Below are 18,759 nucleotides of genomic sequence, written 5' to 3'. Positions count from 1 at the left end.
CGGCACACAGCATAGGTTCACAATGAAACTTCTGCGTAGGTGGTACGCATTATCAACTACGCGAGTTGAGGGGGCACCATGCCGAAAAGACTTGCGACCATGGCGAGCACGCTTGCTCAGGATATTTCCGTCGACAGTGACGAGATCGTCGCTGCAATCGATTACATGGACATGAAGCTAAGGGGCGCCGAGGCGGACAACAAACCGGTGCCGTTCGTGGCCTTCAGGACGAGAACGATCCTGACGGCGGCGCTGAAGCTGCGGCGTGAAGCTGAGATCTCCATGTAAGAGGAAATGCTGCCTTCGAGCATCGTGCCCGCCTCATCGCACTCCGTCTGCAGACCCCGATCTGCAGCGATGGACTACTATCATGTCGTCGCACCCTGGCACCCTTGAAGGGTTTCCGCCTCGGGAGGACTGCCAGCTCTCCCGCATCTCCAACTGTGCTCGTGGGATCCCGCTTCGGAACTTTCCGGGCGTTCCTGCAGTTCCCGATCAGCAATGGAGGTGGTCTTGAACTGGAGCGAGATGTTTTATCAAGACTGGACGAGCATCGTCCGGACCGCCATCGTCGGCGGGCTGGCCTATGTCGTGCTGGTTCTTTTCGTCAGAATCTCGGGCAAACGGACGCTAGGGAAGCTGAACGCCTTCGACCTCGTCGTGACCGTCGCGCTCGGCTCGACGCTCTCCTCCATCCTGCTCCAGAAGTCTATTGCGCTTGCCGAGGGGGCGGTCGCGCTGGGGCTGCTGATCGGCCTTCAGTATCTCTTGACCTTCATCTCCGTGCGCTCCCACGGTTTTGCGAAGATGGTCAGGTCACAGCCGACTCTAGTCGCCCGCAACGGCGCATTCTGCAGCCAGACCCTACTCGACCAGCGATTGACCGAGGATGAGGTGCTCTCCTCGATCCGGTCGCAGGGGCTTCAGGGCATCGAAGATGTGGATGCGGTGATCCTCGAGAGCGACGGCTCGATCAGTGTTATTCCGCGCAAGAGCTGACGGCCTGGCACTTAGCCATGTTCGGATGAAATCGAGAAAGAGTGGTAGCGGGAGAGGGACTTGAACCCCCGACACGCGGATTATGATTCCGCTGCTCTAACCACCTGAGCTACCCCGCCACAAGACCTGCGCCGTCTGAAACCTGAGCGACCGATCCGTTTGGATGTGCGGCTTATAAAGCTGGCTTCGCCGCAGTGTCAAGCACGCTTTCTGCACTTTCGCTTGGAAAAGCAGTGCACTGAAGACCGGCTTGCCTCAAGCCGCGGCGGGGGACGAAAGCAGCGCCTTCAGCGATGCTTCGGCCTCTGCAGCGCGTTCCGAGCGTTCGATGAAGCCACCGCCCCAGACGCGGGAATCCGGTCCTTCGGCGGAGTACAGGACACAGGCCTGGCCGGGCGCAACACCCGCTTCCCCGACCGCGAGGTCGACGTAGATGCCCTTGTCGTCACAGTGCAGCGTGACGGGCGTGGGCGGGCGCGTGGAGCGAACCTTGGCAAAGCAGGAGAAGCCGTCCCGGGCGTCTTCTAAAAGCGGCCGGTCTCCCAGCCAGTTCACGTCGCGCAGGTAGACCCGGCGCGTGTCGAGCGCTTCCTTTGGCCCCACGATGACCCGGCGCCCGCGTGCATCGAGATAAACGACATAAAGCGGCTCGCCGGTTGCCACCCCGATGCCGCGGCGCTGGCCGATCGTGTAGTGCAGGATGCCATCGTGCTGCCCAAGGACGCGCCCGTCAATATGGACAATGTCGCCTCCGAGTGCTGCGTTCGGCTTCACCTTGTTGATGATGTCCGTGTAGCGGCCCTGCGGCACGAAGCAGATGTCCTGGCTGTCGGCCTTCTTGGCAACTACCAGCCCCATCTCCTCCGCAAGCGCCCTCACCTCGGCCTTCGACATGCCGCCGAGCGGAAAGCGCAGATAGTCGATCTGCTCTTGCGTGGTGGCAAACAGGAACCAGCTCTGGTCGCGTTCGCTGTCGACCGGCCGATAGAGCGCGCGGCGATTGAGGTTGTCCGCGGACGGGTTCGGTCGCGAACGGATGTAGTGCCCGGTCGCCAGAGCATCCGCGCCAAGTTCCTTGGCCGTCGCCAGAAGATCGGCGAACTTGACCGTCTGGTTGCAGGCAACGCAGGGGACCGGCGTCTCCCCCATGGCATAGGCTTCGGCGAACGGGTTGATCACCGCGTCGCGAAACCGCTTCTCGTAGTCGAGCACGTAATGCGGAATGCCCACCGTTTCGGAGACGCGGCGCGCATCATCGATATCCTGCCCGGCACAGCAGGAGCCGGCACGGTGGGCCGCTGCACCATGATCGTAGAGCTGCAGCGTAATGCCCAGCACGTCGTAGCCCTGGCGCTTCAAGAGCCCGGCGACAACGGACGAATCCACGCCGCCCGACATGGCAACGACCACGCGCGTGTCTTCCGGCCTCTTGTTAAAATCCAGCGTATTCAAAGGAACTCTCATCGCTTGGCCGTCAATTTAGATCGAAGCGGCGCATCCAAGCTCCAGCGGGGTCGGCCGCAAGAGGGTTTCCGGGCGGATATAGAAAGGATTGCGCAGCCATGCAAGGCGGCGGCCAAAGCTCATGATTGCAGCGGCGTGCTCTGGGAGGCTTCGGCGGCCGTCGCCCGGCCAGCGGCATCGGAGGTGCCCTCCGCACGAACCTTCGGCAGGCTCGACGGATAATTGGCCTGAATGAAGTCGATCAGCTTCTCGCGGACCTCGCAGCGCAAGTCGAAGGCTCGCCCGGCATTGGATGCAGAGACGAGAATACGCACCTCCATGACACTCTCCTTGAAATCCGTCACGGCGACATTGACCACATCCCGATCCCAGAGCGGCGACGCTGCCGCGATCTCCTCCACCTTGCGACGGATAACGCTCACCGGCACGCTGTAGTCGAGATAGATGATTACCGTCCCGATCAGCGCAGCGCCTTCGCGCGTCCAGTTCTGGAACGGCTTCTCGATGAAATAGCCGAGCGGCAGGATCAGGCGGCGCCAGTCCCACAGCTTGACGACGACATAGGTGGAGGTGATTTCTTCGACCTTTCCCCATTCTCCCTCCACCAGCAGCGCGTCATCGATGCGGATGGGTTGGGTGATGGCAAGCTGGATCCCCGCAAACAGGTTCTTGAGGACGGGCTGAAGCGCGAGACCGAGGACGATACCGGCGACCCCGGCAGAGGCGAGCAGCGAAACACCGTACTGGCGCACGCCCGGAAAGGTCATGAGGGCCGCTGATATGGTCACGGCGATGATGGCGGTGGCCGCGACGCGTTCCATGATGCGCGACTGCGTGACGTGCTTGCGCGCCAACAGGTTGTCCTCTGCATCGAGCTTGAAGCGGCGCAGGTAAACCGTCGTCCAGATGTGCAGAGCCGTCCGCGCCATCCAGCCGAGCAGGACGATGAAACAGAGCAGCAGAATGTGGCGGAGAACACTTTCCTGCTCGCTGTTCAACGGCGCGATCACGACTCCGAGCGACAAGACCCAGGTGAGGATCGCAAGCCTCAAGGGCCGCCGCGTCCGCTGGACGAGAGACCGCCAGAAGAGATCGCGGTTCTCCGTCACCCGTGTCAGGATTCGGTAGACGATCTTGTGAATGATGAGGCCCAAACCAAAAGCCAAGAGCAGGATCAGAATGCTCTCAATAGGATCGGGGACCCAGCGGATGAACTCGTGGATATATTGTTCCAGGCGCGCTTCCATGCCTCATATGGTAGGGTGCGACGCAGCATCGGAAAGACCCTGCGCAACAAAATCCACCGCTGAGGCTTCTCCGTCCGGGAGCTGACAAAAGCAGGAGTTCCTCATGGCCACCCCAAAGACATTCGACCTCCAGCGGTTCGTGGACGCTCAAGATCCGGTTTACGAACACGTCCTCGCCGAACTGGAAGCAGGCGCGAAGCGGAGCCATTGGATGTGGTTTGTCTTTCCGCAGATGAAGGGGCTTGGGTTCTCGTCCATGGCAAAGCGCTTTGCCATCTCCTCACAGGATGAAGCAAATGCCTATCTCGACCATCCGCTGCTGGGGGAGAGATTGATCGAATGCACGGCGCTGATGCTTCAGCACATGGGTAAGACTGCTTACGAGATCCTGGGCTCACCGGACGACATGAAGTTCAGGAGCTGCATGACGCTCTTTGCCGCCGTCAGCGAAAGGGGCTCGCCTTTCGAGCGAGCCCTTGATTCGTTCTATCATGGCGAGCGCGACCGCAAGACGATCGCGCTGCTCCGCCCTTAGGCGTTCTGAATCGCCGAGAGCTTCCACTCCTGCGCAGGCTTGCGCACGAAGGTCCAGACTTCGACGGTCTCCGTCGCGTGATCCGGATCGCCCTGGACGACGGCCCCTGTGTCGCGGTTGCGCATGAAATCGACGCTGGAATAACGCATTGCAACGGTCGCGTATTCCTGGCCGTTCTCCCGCCATGCTTCAGACAGGTCGCCCTGCAGCAGCGTCACGTCGCGGACCTCGTTCTTCAGGCCGTTCGAAGCATTCTCGCCCAGTTCTTCCGCGAGATAGGACATGGCCTCCGGCGTCGTGATTGCGCGCAGAGCTGCGTAATCTTCATCGGCATAGGCCGCCTGCAGCTGAGCAAGCAGCTTCTCGAACTGATCGAGGTCGCGGTTGGTGATGCCGATCTCGTCGGTCGCGTCGGACGCATGGCGCACAGGCTGCGCGGCGCCTGTCGTAGATCCGGCCGCCATTCCGCCGATCTTCGGAATCTGGAACGACCGCTCCTGCTGCTGCGGCCGCTCATAGGCGTAGCCGTTGCCGTGTCCGGCAGCACCGCCTACCGGCTGTTGGCGCCGGCCGAACATCCGCATCAGGAACATCGCAAGTCCTGCGATCAGCGCCACCTGCAGCAACATGCCGAGGAAGCCGAAGCCGCCGCCGAACCCGGTGCCCATCAACATGCCGAACAGGCCGCCAAGGAACAACCCGCCGAGCAAGCCACCGGCGAGGCCGCCGAACAGGCCACGGTTCTGCGTCGCGGGACGCGCTGCGTTCGGTGTTGCGGCATTCTGCTGGGGACGCGGCGTCATGCTGCGCTCGACCGGCGCGGCCGGATTAGGTGCAGTCCGGGTGATAGCGGGGCTGCTGAAGGTACGGCTCCCGCGGCTGCCAAAGCCGCCGCCGCGCCGAGCTTCTGCGAAATCGACAGCCGTCAGAGAAACAGCCATGGCGATCGCGGCGATCGCAAAGACGTTTCTGAAGCGGCGGATGGATGACAACATTCTTTTCTCCTCAAAATCCGCCTGTCGCGGACCAGCAGTCTATATAGCGATGGATGCCTGATTATTTAAGAGCGAGCGTCGCTACCTCACAGGCTTCACTGGCGCGGCCACAACCATTGACATCGGTGGCTGTTCCAACAGCGAGAACAGAAAAAGCCCGGCGCGGCGTTACGCGCGCACCGGGCTTTTTGAGACGTCATCCGAAGTCAGTCGACGTTGAAGGTCAGCGGCTTTGCCTGCCGAATGGCCGGATGCGCCGTGAGCTTGTCCAGCACCTCCTGCTTTACCGGCTCGTCGACGTAGAGAAGCGCGATCGCATCGCCCCCCTGCTTGTCGCGGCCGAGCTGGAAGTTGGCGATGTTGACCCCGCCCTCACCCAAAGTCGTTCCCATGAAGCCGATCATGCCCGGAACGTCGGTGTTCGAGATGTAGACCATGTTGGCGCCGACATCGGCGTCCATGTTGATGCCCTTGATCTGGATGAAGCGCGGCTTTCCGTCGGAGAAGACGGTGCCGGCGATCGAGCGCGTCTGGTTTTCCGTCGTCACGGTCAGCTTGATGTAGCCGTCGTAGACGCCGGTCTTGTCGCGCTTGACCTCGGACAGGACGATGCCCTTCTCCTTCACCATGATCGGCGCCGACACCATGTTGACGTCCTGCACCTGGTTGCGGATCAGACCGGCAAGAAGTGCGCTGGTAAGCGCCCGCGTGTTCATGTCAGCGGTGGAGCCGTCGTAAAGGATCTCGATTTCCTTGATCGGGCTCTCCGTTACCTGGCCGGCAAAGGCGCCAAGCACGTCTGCGAGTCGGATGAAGGGCTTCAGGATCGGCGCTTCTTCTGCAGTGATCGAGGGCATGTTGATGGCGTTGGAGACGGCACCCTTCACGAGGTAGTCGGACATCTGCTCGGCCACCTGCAGCGCAACATTCTCCTGCGCTTCCGTGGTCGAGGCGCCAAGATGGGGTGTGCAAACGACGTTCGGCAGGCCGAACAGCGGGCTTTCGGTGGCAGGTTCGACCTCGAAGACGTCGAAGCCTGCACCGGCGACGTGGCCGGACTTGATGGCTTCGGCAAGGGCCGCCTCATCGACCAGGCCCCCGCGGGCACAGTTGATGATGCGCACGCCCTTCTTCGTCTTCGCAAGCGCTTCCTTGCCCAAGATGCCGCGCGTTTTGTCGGTCATCGGGACATGGAGCGTGATGAAGTCGGCCTTTGCCAAGAGCTCGTCGAGCTCGACCTTGGTCACGCCCATCTCCTGCGCCCGCTCGGCAGACAGGAAGGGATCATAGGCCAGGACATGCATGCCAAGCCCCAGCGCCTTCTTGCAGACGATGCCGCCGATATTTCCGGCACCAATGACGCCGAGCGTCTTGCCGGTAATCTCGACGCCCATGAACTTAGACTTCTCCCACTTTCCGGCTTGCGTCGAGGCATCGGCTGCCGGAAGCTGGCGAGCGACGGCGAACATCAAAGCGATCGCATGCTCGGCCGTGGTGATCGAATTGCCGAAAGGTGTGTTCATCACGATGATGCCGCGCTTAGACGCGGCGGGGATGTCCACATTGTCGACGCCGATTCCGGCGCGGCCGATCACCTTGAGGTTGGTTGCGACGGCAATCAGCTTCTCGGTCGCCTTGGTGGCGGAACGGATGGCGAGGCCGTCATAGTTGCCGATGATCTCGGCAAGCTTTTCCTTGTCCTTGCCGAGCTTCGGCAGGAAATCAACTTCTACGCCGCGGTCGCGGAAGATCTGGACGGCGGTTTCCGAAAGTTCGTCGGATACGAGAACGCGAGGTGCCATGGTCTGGGCTCCTTGAAAGAGGTTCAGTCTCTGGAATGAAATGAGGCGGTCCCGCCAACCAGTTCGGAGTGCGGGACCGGGATCAGGTCAGGCAGCAGTCTTGGCGAGGGCAGCTTTCTGCGTCTCGAACGCCCAGGAAAGCCAGGGCGTCAAGGCTTGCATATCCGCCTTCTCGATCGTGGCACCGGCCCAGATCCGCAAGCCCGACGGGGCATCGCGATAGGCGCCGATGTCGAGGGCAACCCCTTCCTTCTCCAGCATGGAGACCATTCCCTTGGCGAAGGCCGCCTGCGCATCGGCATCGAGAGCCGTGACCGTGGGGTCGACGATCTTCAGGCACACCGACGTGTTGGAGCGGGTGTCGTCCTTGACGGCAAGATTCGCAATCCAGTCATTCTTCCCGACAAAGTCGAAGATGACCTTCGCATTCGCATCGGCCCGGGCGATCAGCGCCTTCAGGCCACCGATGGACTTCGCCCAGTTGAGCGCATCGAGATAGTCTTCGACGCAAAGCATTGACGGCGTGTTGATGGTCTCCCCGGTGAAGATGCCCTCGATCAGCTTGCCGCCCTTGGTCATGCGGAAGATCTTCGGCAGCGGCCAGGCGGGAACATAGCTTTCCAGGCGCTCGACAGCGCGCGGGGAAAGGATCAGCATGCCGTGGCCGCCCTCACCGCCCAGCACCTTCTGCCAGGAGAACGTGACGACGTCGAGCTTGGAGATGTCCATGTCCTGGGCAAATGCGGCCGAGGTGGCGTCGCAGATCGTCAGGCCCTTGCGGTCGGCGGGGATAAAGTCTGCATTTGCGACGCGGACGCCCGAGGTCGTGCCATTCCAGGTGAAGACGACGTCGCGGTCGAAATCGACCTCGACGAGGTTCGGCAGCAGGCCGTAATCTGCCTCGAACTTGCGCACGTCCTTCAGCTTCAGCTGCTTGACGACATCGGTCACCCAGCCTGCACCGAAGCTCTCCCAGGAGAGCATGTCGACGCCGCGCTCGCCGAGCAGCGACCACATGGCCATCTCGACGGCACCGGTATCAGAAGCCGGCACGATGCCGATGCGGTAATCCGCCGGCACGTTCAGGATTTCACGGGTGAGGTCTATGGCCTGCTTCAGCTTCGCCTTGCCGATCTTGGCGCGGTGCGAACGACCGAGCGGTGCATCGGAGAGAGCTTCCAGCGTCCAGCCGGGGCGCTTCGAGCAAGGGCCAGAAGAGAAATGGGAATTGTTCGGACGGGTGTCCGGCTTTGCGAGATCGCTCATATGGCTATCCTTCCAGATAGAAAGCTCCTCGTTGGGGAGGAGTGTCCCGCCGCCGTGGTTATTCCTCGCGCCTGTCTTAGTCAAGCGGCAAATGACGCAGGCGCACTTGCAAGCGGCATCCCGGACGAACAAAAAAGCCGCCGGATTGCTCCAGCGGCTTTATGCGAAGTTCGAGAAGCCTACTTATAGACGATCGGCTCGATCGGCGGCTCATAGCTGACGGGCGTATCGCAACCGCCGAAGACATAGCGTGCGCCGACGCGAGCTTCGTGGCTGTAGAAGCCCTTGTCGTACCCGGGACCGCCGTTTTCGGCGAAGCCAAACATGTCTCCTCCGTCGACGTGACGGAAGCGGTATCCGACGTCCGCCTTGAGTGCGCATGTGATGTCCACAGTCGCACCTGCCATAAGCGCATAGGTGAAGCGCCAGCTGCCGCGACCGCGGTGTTCAACCGTATCGTCGCAACCGCTGCCGTCATCGGCACAAGACGTATTCCGAAGGTTCTTCCAGTTCACGTAAGTGCCGCCGATACCAGCGCCGACGTAGGGCGTGACATAACCATAGGTGCCGAGATCCACATATGCGTTCGCCAGCAGAGAGTAAGCGCGCATTGTAGAACGGTCAGTTGATGTGCAAGGTCCGATGCAGGCACCGAAACTCGCGCCGCTGCCCGAAGTCGACCCTTCGAAATCGGACTCCATGTAGTCGAAGGTTAAATCCGTGCGGAGGTAGTTGTTGATCTGGTAGCCGACACCAGCACCGACGAGGAAGCTATCCTTCAGCGAGGCCGTGTCGAAGTCAGACAGCAGGGCATTGGAGCCCTGGAAGTATTCCACGCCGCGGCTCTTGTTGAAGCTGTAGCCGATATCGCCACGCAGGTACCAGCCGCTGGCTTCCTGCACGGTGATTTCAGGCGCGTCCATGATCGATGGCAGCGGTTCAGGTTGATAGATATCGGCAGAATGGGCGGCACCGGCCAACAGCACCAGTGCGGCAGCGCCCAGTAGGCTCTTTCTCATGGCTTCATCTCCAAGGTCGTCGTCATTGGCCAGCGAGCACGTGCCAACTGGTTGATCCGCCATGGATAATGAACAAGAAAAGTAAAGGTGGGCTTAACTATACTAATTTACCACAATAGGAAGAAAAAAACCGACTCAAGAGCCGGCATTTCTGAGTTACTGCGCCTCGTTCAGGCTGCGGTACGAACGCCCGAAATCACGCCGATCAGATCGTTGACGATCCGCTCGATCTGCCGTTCGTCGTCACCTTCGGCCATCACGCGAATGAGTGGCTCGGTTCCCGACGGGCGGATGACCAGACGGCCCTTGCCGGCCAGTTCCGCTTCGGCATCGGCAATTGCCTGCCGCACGATGATGTCCTCGAGAGGCTTTCCGCCAGAGAATCGCACGTTCTTCAAAAGCTGTGGCACCGGTTCGAAACGGCGGCACAGCTCGCTGACCGGAACCTCGAGGCGCTTCGCGCGCGCAAGGATCTGCAAGGCGGCAACCAGCCCGTCGCCTGTCGTGCCAAAGTCGGACATCACGATGTGCCCCGACTGCTCGCCACCGAGGTTAAAATCATGGTTGCGCATGTGTTCCACCACGTAGCGGTCGCCGACCTTAGTACGGGCAAGTTCCAGCCCCTTGTCAGCGAGGAAGCGCTCCAGCCCGAGGTTCGACATGACGGTGGCGACAATGCCGCCGCCGCGCAGCTTCTCTTCCGCCACCCAGCTTTCGGCGATGACCGCCATCAGCTGGTCACCGTCGATGACGGCACCCGTCTCGTCGACAATGATGACGCGATCCGCGTCGCCATCGAGCGCGATACCGACATCCGCCCTCACCTCGTGCACCTTCTTTTGCAGTGCGCCGGGGCTGGTCGAGCCGCAGTCTAGGTTGATGTTGCGCCCGTTCGGCTCGTTGCCGATCGTCACCACGTCCGCGCCGAGCTCCCACAGGGCGGTCGGCGCGACCTTGTAAGCGGCACCGTTGGCACAGTCGACGACGACGCGGAGCCCCTGCAGGGTCACATCGCGGGGCAGGCTCCGCTTGGCGTGCTCCACATACCGGTCGTCGATCCCGTCGATACGCTTGGCCCGGCCGATATCAGCCGACTTCGCCAACTGTGTCGAAAGATCCTTCTCGATCAAATCCTCGATCTGCATCTCTATTTCGTCCGACAGCTTGTAGCCGTCGGGGCCGAAGAGCTTGATGCCGTTGTCCTGGTAAGGGTTGTGCGAGGCGGAAATCATCACGCCGACGTCGGCGCGCAGCGAACGCGTCAGCATTGCAACCGCGGGAGTCGGAATGGGACCTAGAATAAAGGCGTCAAGGCCGGCGGCGGTGAAACCCGCAACCATGGCATTCTCCAGCATGTAGCCGGAAAGACGCGTATCCTTGCCAATTACCACTCGATGGCGATGGTTGCCGTTGCGGAAGATCGTGCCCACTGCAATCCCCACCCGCATGGCGAGATCCGGCGTCATCGGGAATACATTGGAATGGCCACGGATACCGTCGGTGCCAAAATATCGACGTGTCATGCATGCTCCTTCGTCACCGCACCTCATGGCGCGTCATCGCGGCACGCGCCGCGGTCGAGCGGTTGCCCGCCCCGTCAGGGGCTGCGGTCATGCCACATTAATAAGGGCCTGGCACGTAAAATAGCGTCAAAAGTGATTACATCTCGTTACCGACGAAAAAGGCCACCCGCAACGGCGGGTGGCCTTCCTTTTCGAAAGAAGCCGATGCTTCAGTGCGGCTGGGGCTCCAATCCACCTTCTGCCTCACCACCGCGCGGCTCATCCTTCTTGGCCCCTGTGGTGGGTACGGCAGAGCCTCGCGTCGGAGGTGCGTCGTCGGCGTCGCGGGAGGGCTTCTGCCCCTTGATCAGAGCCTTGATCTCTTCGCCAGTCAGCGTCTCGTATTCCAGCAGGCCTTCAGCGATCGCGACGAACTCGTCGTGATGCTCGGTAAGGATACGGCGCGCTTCCGAATAGGCGTCATCAATCAAACGGCGAACTTCAGTGTCGATCTTCTGTGCCGTCGCTTCCGACACATTCTTCGACTGCGAAACCGAGTGACCAAGGAAGACCTCCTGCTGGTTCTCGCCGTAGGAGACCTGGCCCAGCACATCAGAGAAGCCCCACTGGGTCACCATGGCACGGGCAAGCTTGGTGGCCTGCTCGATGTCGGAGGAAGCACCCGACGTGATGTTCTCCTTGCCGAAGGTCAGTTCTTCCGCCACGCGGCCACCCATCATGATGACGAGACGCGAGACCATCCACTTATAGCTCATCGAATAGCGGTCGCCTTCGGGCAGCTGCATAACCATGCCGAGCGCGCGCCCGCGGGGAATGATCGTCGCCTTGTGCAGCGGATCGGCAACCGCGACCTTGAGCGCCGTGATGGCGTGGCCTGCCTCGTGATAGGCAGTGAGCTTCTTTTCCGCCTCGGTCATTGCAGACGAGCGGCGTTCCGCGCCCATCATGATCTTGTCCTTGGCGTCTTCGAATTCCTGCATGGTGACGAGGCGCTTGTTGCGCCGCGCAGCCATCAGGGCCGCCTCGTTGACGAGGTTCATCAGGTCAGCGCCGGAGAAGCCGGGCGTACCACGGGCAAGAACCTTGAGGTCCACATTCGGCGCCAGCGGCACGTTGCGCGCGTGAACCTTGAGGATCCGCTCACGGCCGACGATATCCGGGTTTGGCACGACGACCTGACGGTCGAAGCGGCCCGGACGCAGCAGCGCCGGGTCGAGGACGTCGGGGCGGTTTGTCGCAGCGATCAGGATGACACCTTCGTTCGCTTCGAAGCCGTCCATTTCGACGAGCAGCTGGTTCAGCGTCTGCTCGCGCTCGTCGTTGCCGCCGCCGAGGCCGGCGCCACGATGGCGTCCGACCGCATCGATTTCGTCGATGAAGATGATGCAGGGCGCGTTCTTCTTCGCCTGCTCGAACATGTCGCGTACACGGGATGCACCGACACCGACGAACATTTCGACGAAGTCGGAACCGGAGATGGTGAAGAAGGGCACGTTCGCTTCGCCGGCAACCGACCGCGCAAGCAGCGTCTTACCGGTACCCGGAGGGCCGACGAGCAGCACACCGCGCGGAATACGGCCACCGAGGCGCTGGAACTTCTGCGGGTCGCGCAGGAATTCTACGATTTCTTCCAAGTCCTGCTTGGCTTCGTCGACGCCCGCGACGTCCTCAAACGTCACGCGCCCATGCGCCTCGGTAAGCAGTTTGGCCTTGGACTTGCCGAAGCCCATCGCGCCGCGCGAACCACCTTGCATCTGGCGCATGAAGAAAAGCCAGACACCGAGGATGAGCAGCATCGGGAGCAGCGTGCCAAGATAGCTCAGGAAGCCGGACGAACCGTCGGTTTCCGGCCGGGCGACGATCGTCACGTCCTTCGACTGCAGGCGCTCGATGAGCGAGTCGTCGATAACGGGCGAATAGGTCTGAAAGCCCGAGCCGTTCTCCTGGTAAGTTCCCATCACGCGGTTGCCGGTGACGACCACCTCGCGAACACGGCCCGAGTCAACATCGCTCAGAAACTGCGAATAGGGTATCTCCCGAGAGCCCGATTGCGACGGCGCAGTCTGGAACATGCTGAACAGCGCAATCAGCAGCAGCGCAATGATCGCCCAGAGGGCAAAATTTCGAAAGTTTGGGTTCATCGAACTCCCCGGAACTGTATGGCAGCCCGAGAGCCGCCTTGCTTGCCGCTAACATAGGGTTCCGCCCTCTGCTTGCCAAGGCGAACCGGACAGACTGGTTACCTTTTAAGTTCGCAATCGCGGAACGGAAGCGGGGGAAAATTGTCGCATCCGAAAAGCTTCCCCAGAACGCCCGCGAGTTTGTAGTCGAACAGCGGCAAGAAGCGGTCATAGGGAGCAAGCATGGCCTCGATCTTTACGCTCCCCCCTGATACAGCAGCGACATGCGGCAATGCCCGTCTGGCTCTCATCGCCACCGAGGCAGACACATCAGAGAAGAGCGCGGCGGCTTGTTGCCGATCTTCCTCCTCCAAACCTACTTTTGCGGCTTCGGTTCCAGCGTTCGTGATGCGGTAGCGCCCGTCCCAGATCAGGGTCTGTCCTGCAGGAACAACCGCATCGGCCAGCCCTCGTCTTTCCCGGCAGAGAAAGAGACCGCCGCGGCGCAGATCGAAGATCACTCTGCCAGCCGTCAGCCGGAAAGGTTGCTGGTCGCGCACCGCCGCCATCACGCGTTCAACGCTCTGTGACGCAAGCGCTTGCTCCCGACCACCGAGAACTGCGGCGGAGATCGCCAGCGCGTATCTTAGAGCGTGCGAACCATTGAGAAGAGCTGGCGGCGCAAGATGCATCAGCACCCCGTGCTGCACAGTCGCATGTGTGGCGAGGAGATCGGCTGCCGCTTCGGAAAGAGCCGTCCGCTCTGTGGCCGCAGCCTCCAACGGCTCCAACCGCTCCGGCTGACTCCCGCCGGCTTCGTTCCGGATCCGCGCACGTTCAAATCGGGGATCAACATTGGATGGGTCGTCGATCCAGCCGAAGTCCCTTTGTGTCAGATAGTGTCGGATGTAAGTCCGCCGCGTTCGCAGAAACGGTCGCAACAGCCAGCACCGGCGCTGCAGCAATACTGCTTCCGCCATGCCGGCGAGACCGGGAGCATCCGCGCCTCCCCCACGCGCAGATCGCATGGCAATGGTTTCGAATTGATCGTCGCGCGTATGCCCGGTCAGAATGGCATCGGCATCCGCCTCTTCCGCAGCCTTCGCAAGCAGCGCATAGCGCGCTTCGCGTGCTGCGGCCGGAAGTCCGGCTTTCGGCTTCTCGCCCTGCCAGACGAGCACGTGGTGCGGCACACCAAGTCGGGCACAGAGCGCGGCGACATCTGCCGCCTCAGCCGCCGATTCTGGGCGGAGCCGATGATCGACGGTGGCAGCGACGAGCTCCACCTGAGGGTCAGTTTTCTGGCAGAGCGCCGCGAGCAGGCCTACCGAGTCGCTGCCGCCGGAGACTGCAACGAGCAGCCGACAAGGGCTCGGCATCTTTTTCAAAAGTCGCTCGATCGCCTCTTGCGGCGAGAGCGAAGAATGATCGGCGGTCGTCAACACCGGCGGCCGATCAGCAGCCGAGGCGCTTCTGCTCGGAGGAGGTTTTCGCAAGCACCGGACGCGGCGCTTCAGGATAACGCTTCGGCACTTCCTTCAAAGTGGCGCAGGCCGTCTCCGTGTTGTCGAGAGCGGCAAGTGACATGCCAAGCTTCAGGAGCATTTCCGGCGCCTTCGCCGACTTGTTGTAGGTCTGGTGGGCGTTGAGGAAGGTCTTCGCCGCCTCGTTGTACTTGCCCTGCGAGTACTGGGCCTCGCCGAGCCAGAAGCTCGCATCCGCGGCCCGCTCCCCTTCCGGAAACTCGGTCAGGTACTGCGTAAAGCCCTGCTCTGCCAGCGCATAATCGCCGGACAGCACGTGATTGTAGGACACCTGGTAGGTGTCGTTCTCGTTGCCCAGCGATGCCGTCTGCTGCGCGTCGGTCGACTGACCCGGGGAGGGCACGCCCGAACCTGTGTCGACACCTGGAAGCCCGGACGAGTTGTTGGCATTCTCGTTGCGCGTGACATCGCGCGGATTGCCGTTCTGGTCGAAGTCGATGGAGCCGAGAACGGTTTCCGGCGCGCCGGCACCGCTGCCGGTGCTGGGAGCGGCAGGCGGCGGCGTGTCGATGACGCGCGCAACGTCGTCGGCCGGGGCCTCAGGCGCTGCCGGCTGCTCCGTCGAAGCGGTAGCGGCCGGTGACCCGGCCGCTCCGTTATCGCTCTTTTCAAGCTCCTGGAAGCGGAACTCGTTGTCTTCCTGGGTCTTGCGCATCTGCTCCTGCATCTGCAGAAGCTGGAAACTCATTTCCTCGATGCGCCCGTTGAGCTGGCGGATTTCCTCCTCGAGCTGCTGGATACGGGCTGGATCACTGGTTTGCGCCAGGACCACCGGCGCTTCTGATGCTCGCGGTGCCTGCGATGCTTGGCCGTTGCGCTGGAGAAGCTCCGGCAACGAGAACGCCCCGGCGGGGCCGCCAGCCACTATCAGCCCCAGCATTGCTGCCAAGACAATTTTCTTCATGTTGTCCGTCCTGCCTTGATCTGCGCCGATTTGGCGTGACTGCAGATTTTGTCAATCCACGCCAAAAAGCAACTGAGCTCGGCGCCTAAAATCAACGCAAGTTCGGCCAAACTATGGAAAACGAAAAGGCGGCTCTGAAGAACCGCCTTCACGCTTGCGTCCGTTTCAACGCCGATTACATGCCGGCGCCACCGAGAACCGTGACAGCGCGACGGTTCTGCGACCAGCAGGAAATATCGTCGCAGACCGCGACTGGCTTTTCCTTGCCGTAGGAGATGGTGCGGATCCGGTTAGCCGGAACGCCGCGTGCCGCCAGATATTCCTTCGTCGCGGCCGCACGACGCGCACCGAGAGCAAGATTGTACTCGCGAGTACCGCGTTCGTCAGCATGGCCTTCGACGGTAATGGCGTAGTTCGGGTAGCGGGACAGCCACTGTGCCTGGCGGTCAAGCGTCTGCTGGGCGTCAGCGCGGATCGTGGTCGAGTCCGTGTCGAAGAAGATGCGGTCGCCGACATTGACGGTGAAGTCCTGAGTGGAGCCAGGTGTCGCAGCACCCGCACCTGCGCCGCCGAGGCCGAGATCGCCGGCATTGTTCGGCAGGTTCTTCTTGTTGGCGCAGCCAGCAAGTGCCAGCGTCAGCGCCAATGCGACGACGGCCGGGTTGCGAGCGAGTGTCTGCATGCGGCTCATTGCCGAAGTATCAGTGCGGCCCATAGCCGGTCTCTCCTTAGATCAACGTAAATAGAGTTGCCAGACTCTAACCGAGCTCGGTTAAATCCCATGAAACACATATGGTTAACAAACCGATTCGATGTCCCTTCCCCGCTCCTTTTTCAGGAGAATAGGGCGGCAAAGAGGCGGGTGCAGCCTCTTCGTCCGGTTGTTGCCACTATTCGAGGAGAGGCGACCAGGCCGGGTCGGACGCGAAGGCCGGCGTCTTGATCAGCTGTTCGTTGTAGCCGGTCAGATCGATCGAGTAGAGCTGCGGCCCGCCAGCGCCTGCATTTTGCCGGAAGAACATCAGCACACGGCCGTTAGGCGCCCAGGTCGGGCCTTCATTGTGGAAGCCGGTGGTGAGAATCCGCTCGCCCGAACCGTCCGGCTTCATCACGCCGATCGAGAACTTGCCGCCCGACTGCTTTGTGAAGGCGATCAGGTCTCCACGTGGGGACCAGACCGGGGTCGAATAGGAACCATCGCCGAAGGAGATGCGGGTCTGGCCCGAGCCGTCCGCACCCATGACGTAAAGCTGCTGACGCCCGCCGCGGTCACTTTCAAAAACGATGCGCGTGCCATCCGGCGAATAGGACGGCGAGGTGTCGATCGCGGCCGTATTGGTGAGCCGCGTCGTCGTGCGCGAACGCAGGTCCATCGTGTAGATGTTGGAGTTGCCTTCCTGCTGAAGGCTCATGATCACCTTCTGCCCGTCCGGCGAGAAGCGCGGGGCAAAGGTCATGCCAGGGAAGTTCCCGACAACCTCACGCTGCCCGGTTTCCAGCTGCAGCAGGTAGACGCGAGGCTGATCGCCTTCGAACGACATGTAGGTGATTTCCTGACGGTTCGGCGAGAACCGCGGCGTCAGCACGATGTCGTTGCTGTTGGTCAGCTGGCGAACGTTGAAGCCGTCCTGGTCCATGATGGCGAGCTGGCGCTGCCGGGCGGTCTTCGGGCCGCTTTCGGAAACGAAGACGACGCGCGTGTCGAAATAGCCCTTCTCGCCCGTGACGCGCTCGTAGATGGCGTCCGCGATGATGTGCGCGACGCGGCGCCAATTCTCCGGCTGGGTGAAGAACTGCTGGCCGGTCATCTGCTGGCCGGCAAAAGTATCCCACAGGCGGAACTCGGCGCGCAGGCGGCCGTCGCTTTCGCGTGTCACCCGGCCGGTCACCAGCGCCTGGGCGTTAATGACCTTCCAGTCCTCGAAGCGGGGCTGCTGGTCGGGGTTGGAAATCTTCTCGATGAAGGCGGCCTTGTTGACCGGCGCAAACAGCCCCGAGCGCTGCAGGTCAGCTGCGATGACCTGGCTGATCTGCGCGCCGAGCTCGTTGCCAGACTGGAAGTCGGTAACGGCGATCGGCAGCGGCTCGACATTGCCCTTGTTGATGTTGATCTCCACCAGCGCGTAAGCCGGGGCAAAGGACATCGCCATGCCGGCAAACGCGATCATCAGGCGGATGAATGTGCGTTTCATCATTATGTTCAGCCTTTCAGCTTTTACAGCATTTCGCTGGGATCGAAATTCACGACGACCTCGCTCCAGGCATCGTATTTTTCGACAGGGAGGTTCTTGAAGGGCGCCGAGCGCATCACGGCGCGAAGTGCACTGCCTTCCAGGGTGCGGCGGGCGGTGTCCGACCCACCGGTTGCGGAGACTTCCGGCCGGCCAATGATGGCGCCGGTCTCGTCCAGCTTCATGGAAACGGTGATGATCACGCCTTCCGCACCTTCGATGCCGGCGATGATCGACCAGTTATTCTGGATCTGCCCGCGCAGGGCGTCCATCTCGCTCTGACTCAGCGTCGAGCCGGCGGTTGTCTTCTTGCCACCGAGAGCTGCGGTTTCGGCCGAGCGCTTCGCGCCACCGCCGGCAGCCTCCTGCTTGTTGAGGAGGGCGGCGATCTCGTCGGCATTGAAGTCGCTGTCCTTCGAGGAGGTCGACTTTGCGCTTTCCTGCTTCTTCTCGGCCACCTTCTTGTCCGTCGGCTTTTCGGCAGCCTTCGGTGTCTCCGGCTTCTTCTCCGCAGGCTTCTCGACAGGCTTGGCCTGCTCCTTCGGCGGCTCAGGCTTCGGGCGCGCGGCCGGAACCGGTACGGAATCCGGGAGCGGCAGTTCTTCCGCGGTTGTTTCTTCTGGCGCCGGCTCCGGAATCGGTTCGGGCGTGGGCTGCGGTGTGGTCTCGGGCTTCGCCTCCGGCAGCGCCGCAACGTCTGTCGGCTTCGGTGCGGTTTCTTCCGGAACGATGTCCTTGATGTCGTTCGTCTCGGTCGTGGGATCCGGAAGCGGCTTTTCCGTCTTTTCCGGCGCGGCCGCGACCTCCGTCTCGACCGGGCGCTTGACCGGGGTCGGCGGAGACTTCAGGTCGACCTCATTGTCGCCGACATTTTCGGCGTTCTCGACGATATTAGGCTTGGTGGTCGGGACAGGGGCGGCCTTCTCGGCGAGCGGCGCCTTCTTGTCGCCCTGCTGGATCTGCGTGATCGACTCTACCGGGATGATATCGACCGGCAGCGCTTCCACTTCGGCCACGTCGAAAGACGCAGGCGCGCTGAGCGAAACAAGCGCCCAGCCAAGCACCATGGTGTGCAAAACCAGAGATGTCCCCAGACTTCCCTTCATCGCG

Annotated in this window: 16 protein-coding genes and 1 tRNA gene; 3 read left to right on the top strand and 14 right to left on the bottom strand. The window is 61.7% G+C overall.

Annotated features, from left to right (window positions below):
• Positions 1–78 precede the first annotated feature (78 nt).
• Together MUU54_RS12415 and MUU54_RS12410 are read left to right on the top strand one after the other, a co-directional pair.
• Entirely contained in the window at positions 79–288 is a 210-nt protein-coding gene (locus tag MUU54_RS12415; RefSeq protein WP_247244335.1) for a hypothetical protein, read from the top strand.
• Between the two features lie 225 nt (positions 289–513).
• Positions 514–999 carry a DUF421 domain-containing protein gene (locus MUU54_RS12410; protein ID WP_281433315.1) on the top strand — a complete coding sequence of 162 codons (486 nt, stop codon included), beginning with the start codon at positions 514–516 and terminating at the stop codon, positions 997–999.
• 42 nt (positions 1,000–1,041) lie between these two features.
• Here the strand turns inward: MUU54_RS12410 and MUU54_RS12405 are convergent.
• The 3 genes from MUU54_RS12405 to MUU54_RS12395 all read right to left on the bottom strand — a co-directional run bounded on the left by MUU54_RS12405 (position 1,042) and on the right by MUU54_RS12395 (position 3,710).
• A tRNA-Met gene (locus MUU54_RS12405) sits at positions 1,042–1,118 on the bottom strand.
• 136 nt (positions 1,119–1,254) lie between these two features.
• Positions 1,255–2,451, bottom strand: a complete 1,197-nt coding sequence (mnmA, locus tag MUU54_RS12400; protein WP_247244334.1) for a tRNA 2-thiouridine(34) synthase MnmA — start codon at positions 2,449–2,451, stop codon at positions 1,255–1,257.
• Between the two features lie 131 nt (positions 2,452–2,582).
• Positions 2,583–3,710 (bottom strand): mechanosensitive ion channel family protein, encoded by a 1,128-nt coding sequence (locus MUU54_RS12395; RefSeq protein WP_247244333.1) that lies wholly within the window; start codon positions 3,708–3,710, stop codon positions 2,583–2,585.
• Between the two features lie 103 nt (positions 3,711–3,813).
• Here MUU54_RS12395 and MUU54_RS12390 point away from each other — a divergent pair, with 103 nt between their 5' ends.
• Entirely contained in the window at positions 3,814–4,245 is a 432-nt protein-coding gene (locus MUU54_RS12390; RefSeq protein WP_247244332.1) for a DUF1810 domain-containing protein, read from the top strand.
• Here the strand turns inward: MUU54_RS12390 and MUU54_RS12385 are convergent.
• The 11 genes from MUU54_RS12385 to tolA all read right to left on the bottom strand — a co-directional run bounded on the left by MUU54_RS12385 (position 4,242) and on the right by tolA (position 18,755).
• Positions 4,242–5,240, bottom strand: coding sequence for a TIM44-like domain-containing protein (locus MUU54_RS12385; protein WP_247244331.1), 999 nt, complete (start codon positions 5,238–5,240; stop codon positions 4,242–4,244). The two genes, MUU54_RS12390 and MUU54_RS12385, sit on opposite strands and share 4 nt — an antisense overlap.
• 206 nt (positions 5,241–5,446) lie before the next feature.
• Positions 5,447–7,042: a phosphoglycerate dehydrogenase gene (gene serA / locus MUU54_RS12380; protein ID WP_247244330.1), complete on the bottom strand. Its 1,596-nt coding sequence runs from the start codon at positions 7,040–7,042 to the stop codon at positions 5,447–5,449.
• 87 nt (positions 7,043–7,129) lie between these two features.
• On the bottom strand, positions 7,130–8,308 hold the full coding sequence (locus tag MUU54_RS12375) for a phosphoserine transaminase (RefSeq protein ID WP_247244329.1): 1,179 nt from the start codon (positions 8,306–8,308) through the stop codon (positions 7,130–7,132).
• Between the two features lie 179 nt (positions 8,309–8,487).
• The gene (locus MUU54_RS12370; protein ID WP_247244328.1) at positions 8,488–9,327 is read right to left on the bottom strand and encodes an outer membrane protein; all 840 of its coding nucleotides are present in this window, start codon (positions 9,325–9,327) and stop codon (positions 8,488–8,490) included.
• A gap of 170 nt (positions 9,328–9,497) precedes the next feature.
• Positions 9,498–10,850, bottom strand: coding sequence for a phosphoglucosamine mutase (gene glmM / locus MUU54_RS12365; protein WP_247244327.1), 1,353 nt, complete (start codon positions 10,848–10,850; stop codon positions 9,498–9,500).
• A gap of 209 nt (positions 10,851–11,059) precedes the next feature.
• Positions 11,060–12,991: an ATP-dependent zinc metalloprotease FtsH gene (ftsH, locus tag MUU54_RS12360; protein ID WP_247244326.1), complete on the bottom strand. Its 1,932-nt coding sequence runs from the start codon at positions 12,989–12,991 to the stop codon at positions 11,060–11,062.
• Positions 12,992–13,089: 98 nt separating this feature from the next.
• Positions 13,090–14,412, bottom strand: coding sequence for a tRNA lysidine(34) synthetase TilS (gene tilS, locus MUU54_RS12355; protein WP_247244325.1), 1,323 nt, complete (start codon positions 14,410–14,412; stop codon positions 13,090–13,092).
• 13 nt (positions 14,413–14,425) lie between these two features.
• Positions 14,426–15,418 (bottom strand): tol-pal system protein YbgF, encoded by a 993-nt coding sequence (ybgF, locus tag MUU54_RS12350; protein ID WP_247244324.1) that lies wholly within the window; start codon positions 15,416–15,418, stop codon positions 14,426–14,428.
• A gap of 175 nt (positions 15,419–15,593) precedes the next feature.
• On the bottom strand, positions 15,594–16,133 hold the full coding sequence (pal, locus tag MUU54_RS12345; RefSeq protein ID WP_247244323.1) for a peptidoglycan-associated lipoprotein Pal: 540 nt from the start codon (positions 16,131–16,133) through the stop codon (positions 15,594–15,596).
• Positions 16,134–16,308: 175 nt separating this feature from the next.
• Entirely contained in the window at positions 16,309–17,613 is a 1,305-nt protein-coding gene (gene tolB / locus MUU54_RS12340) for a Tol-Pal system beta propeller repeat protein TolB (protein WP_247244322.1), read from the bottom strand.
• Positions 17,614–17,633: 20 nt separating this feature from the next.
• Positions 17,634–18,755 (bottom strand): cell envelope integrity protein TolA, encoded by a 1,122-nt coding sequence (gene tolA, locus MUU54_RS12335; RefSeq protein ID WP_247244321.1) that lies wholly within the window; start codon positions 18,753–18,755, stop codon positions 17,634–17,636.
• Positions 18,756–18,759: the final 4 nt, after the last annotated feature.

Source organism: Pseudorhizobium tarimense (genome assembly GCF_022968135.1).
Classification (GTDB): Bacteria; Pseudomonadota; Alphaproteobacteria; order Rhizobiales; family Rhizobiaceae; genus Neorhizobium; species Neorhizobium tarimense.
This window is presented reverse-complemented; position numbering and strand designations above follow the sequence as displayed.

Excerpts from the sequence above, each read along its gene's own strand:
- MUU54_RS12370 (WP_247244328.1), bottom strand. The coding sequence starts at position 9,327 with ATGAGAAAGAGCCTACTGGGCGCTGCCGCACTGGTGCTGTTGGCCGGT.
- tolA (WP_247244321.1), bottom strand. The coding sequence starts at position 18,755 with ATGAAGGGAAGTCTGGGGACATCTCTGGTTTTGCACACCATGGTGCTT.
- ftsH (WP_247244326.1), bottom strand. The coding sequence starts at position 12,991 with ATGAACCCAAACTTTCGAAATTTTGCCCTCTGGGCGATCATTGCGCTG.
- ybgF (WP_247244324.1), bottom strand. The coding sequence starts at position 15,418 with ATGAAGAAAATTGTCTTGGCAGCAATGCTGGGGCTGATAGTGGCTGGC.
- MUU54_RS12390 (WP_247244332.1), top strand. The coding sequence starts at position 3,814 with ATGGCCACCCCAAAGACATTCGACCTCCAGCGGTTCGTGGACGCTCAA.
- glmM (WP_247244327.1), bottom strand. The coding sequence starts at position 10,850 with ATGACACGTCGATATTTTGGCACCGACGGTATCCGTGGCCATTCCAAT.
- MUU54_RS12385 (WP_247244331.1), bottom strand. The coding sequence starts at position 5,240 with ATGTTGTCATCCATCCGCCGCTTCAGAAACGTCTTTGCGATCGCCGCG.
- serA (WP_247244330.1), bottom strand. The coding sequence starts at position 7,042 with ATGGCACCTCGCGTTCTCGTATCCGACGAACTTTCGGAAACCGCCGTC.
- MUU54_RS12415 (WP_247244335.1), top strand. The coding sequence starts at position 79 with ATGCCGAAAAGACTTGCGACCATGGCGAGCACGCTTGCTCAGGATATT.
- MUU54_RS12375 (WP_247244329.1), bottom strand. The coding sequence starts at position 8,308 with ATGAGCGATCTCGCAAAGCCGGACACCCGTCCGAACAATTCCCATTTC.
- tolB (WP_247244322.1), bottom strand. The coding sequence starts at position 17,613 with ATGATGAAACGCACATTCATCCGCCTGATGATCGCGTTTGCCGGCATG.
- MUU54_RS12395 (WP_247244333.1), bottom strand. The coding sequence starts at position 3,710 with ATGGAAGCGCGCCTGGAACAATATATCCACGAGTTCATCCGCTGGGTC.
- pal (WP_247244323.1), bottom strand. The coding sequence starts at position 16,133 with ATGGGCCGCACTGATACTTCGGCAATGAGCCGCATGCAGACACTCGCT.